General features: G+C 58.8%; 1 pseudogene. It reads left to right on the top strand.

Going from position 1 to position 243, the window contains the following annotated elements:
- Positions 1 to 243 (top strand): annotated as a pseudogene (locus CWM61_RS28700) (spore coat protein CotH); the annotation flags it as partial.

Here is a 243-nt window from a genome sequence, read left to right as displayed (position 1 = left end):
ATTACGCCGGGACGTCGATTGCCTATCCGCCAGACCTGAATCTGTTTGATAACGGCCTCGCCATGCTGGTCAACCGCACCTTCTGGAAGAAGGTCCGTACCACCTTCCAGGCGGAAATGAATGCCCGCTATGCGGAGCTGCGGGATAACGGTCTGTTTTCACAGGGCGGCGTGCTGGAGCTGGCCCGCGACCTGCTGGGGCGCTACACCCCGGAACTGATGCAGGCTGAATATGAAAAATGGC

Source organism: Klebsiella sp. K-Nf6 (genome assembly GCF_002806655.1).
GTDB classification, from domain to species: Bacteria; Pseudomonadota; Gammaproteobacteria; order Enterobacterales; family Enterobacteriaceae; genus Klebsiella; species Klebsiella variicola.
Note: the sequence above shows the minus strand (reverse complement) of the source record. Positions and strands in the feature narration are given on the sequence as shown.